The 1,281-nt window shown below is 68.2% G+C and carries 1 protein-coding gene; it reads right to left on the bottom strand.

The window, feature by feature from the left end; translation table 11 throughout:
- Nucleotides 1-1,281, bottom strand: a 1,281-nt coding sequence (locus tag BCA01S_RS36385; RefSeq protein ID WP_042320577.1) for an amino acid adenylation domain-containing protein, incomplete at both ends; no start/stop codon positions are given.

Here is a 1,281-nt window from a genome sequence, read left to right as displayed (position 1 = left end):
CGAAGCTTCACCTGGTCGTCGTTACGGCCCAGATACTCGATGTCGCCATCAGGCAGCCGTCGCGCGAGGTCGCCCGAGCGGTACAGGCGCGCACCCGGCGCACCATACGGGTCCGGCACGAAGCGTTGCGCGCTCAGCGCGGCGCGTCCCAGATAGCCGCGCGCAAGGCCCGCGCCGCCCACATACAGTTCGCCCACCGCCCCCACCGGCACGCGGTTCAGATCCGCGTCGAGCACGTGCAGCGTGAGATCATCGAGCGGCGCGCCGATCACGCTGCGCCCTTCGCGCAGCGCCGCTTCGTCCAGTGTCCGGTGTGTCACGTGCACGGTCGTTTCGGTGATTCCGTACATGTTCACGAGCGCCGGCAATACGCCCCTGCGCCGCGCGCCCTCCGCCCATCGCGCCAGCGAGGCCGGCTCGAGACGCTCGCCGCCAAAGATCACCGCGCGCAGCGAGTCGAGCGTGTTGCCGTCATCGGCCTGGATCAGTTGCACGAACGCCGACGGCGTCTGGTTCAGCACCGTCACCCGTTCCTTGCGCAAAAGCGCATGGATTGCCGCGGGTTCGCGTGCGCTCCAGTGCGGCACGATCACGAGCCGCGCGCCATGCACGAGTGCCCCAAAAATCTCCCATACGGAGAAGTCGAATGCGTAGGAATGGAACAGCGTCCACACGTCCTTCGCGTCGAATGCAAAGCGCGACTGCGTTGCGTCGAACAGGCGCGCGACGTTCTCATGCGTGATGCCCACGCCCTTCGGTACGCCCGTCGAGCCCGACGTATAGATCACATAGGCAAGCTGTTGCGGATGCGGGTACGCACCGGCATCGCCCGTGGCATCGCTTGTGGCATCGGCAGGCGCCGCATCGCGCAGCGCCACCGCATCCATGGTGGGCCGCGAGCCGAACAGCGCCGCATGCTGCGCGAGGCTCGGCGCATCGGTCACGATCAGCCGAAGCTGCGCATCGTCGACGATATGCGCGAGGCGCCCGGCCGGGTACCACGGATCGAGCGGCACATACGCCGCGCCCGCACGCAGCACACCGAGCAGCGACGCAACCAGCGCAGCGCTGCGCTGCATCGCGACGCCCACGCGCGTTTCCGCTGTCGCGCCGAGACGCCGCAACTCATGTGCAATGGCGCGCGACCAGGCATCCAGTTGCGCATACGTCACGTGTTCATCGCCATCGACCAGCGCGACCGCTTCGGGCCGCGCACACGCCTGCGCAGCGATCCGTGCCGTCACCGGCTCGTAGGCGAACGTGGATGGCAGACGTGGCGGC

Source organism: Paraburkholderia caledonica NBRC 102488 (genome assembly GCF_000685095.1).
Classification (GTDB): Bacteria; Pseudomonadota; Gammaproteobacteria; order Burkholderiales; family Burkholderiaceae; genus Paraburkholderia; species Paraburkholderia caledonica.
Note: the sequence above shows the minus strand (reverse complement) of the source record. Positions and strands in the feature narration are given on the sequence as shown.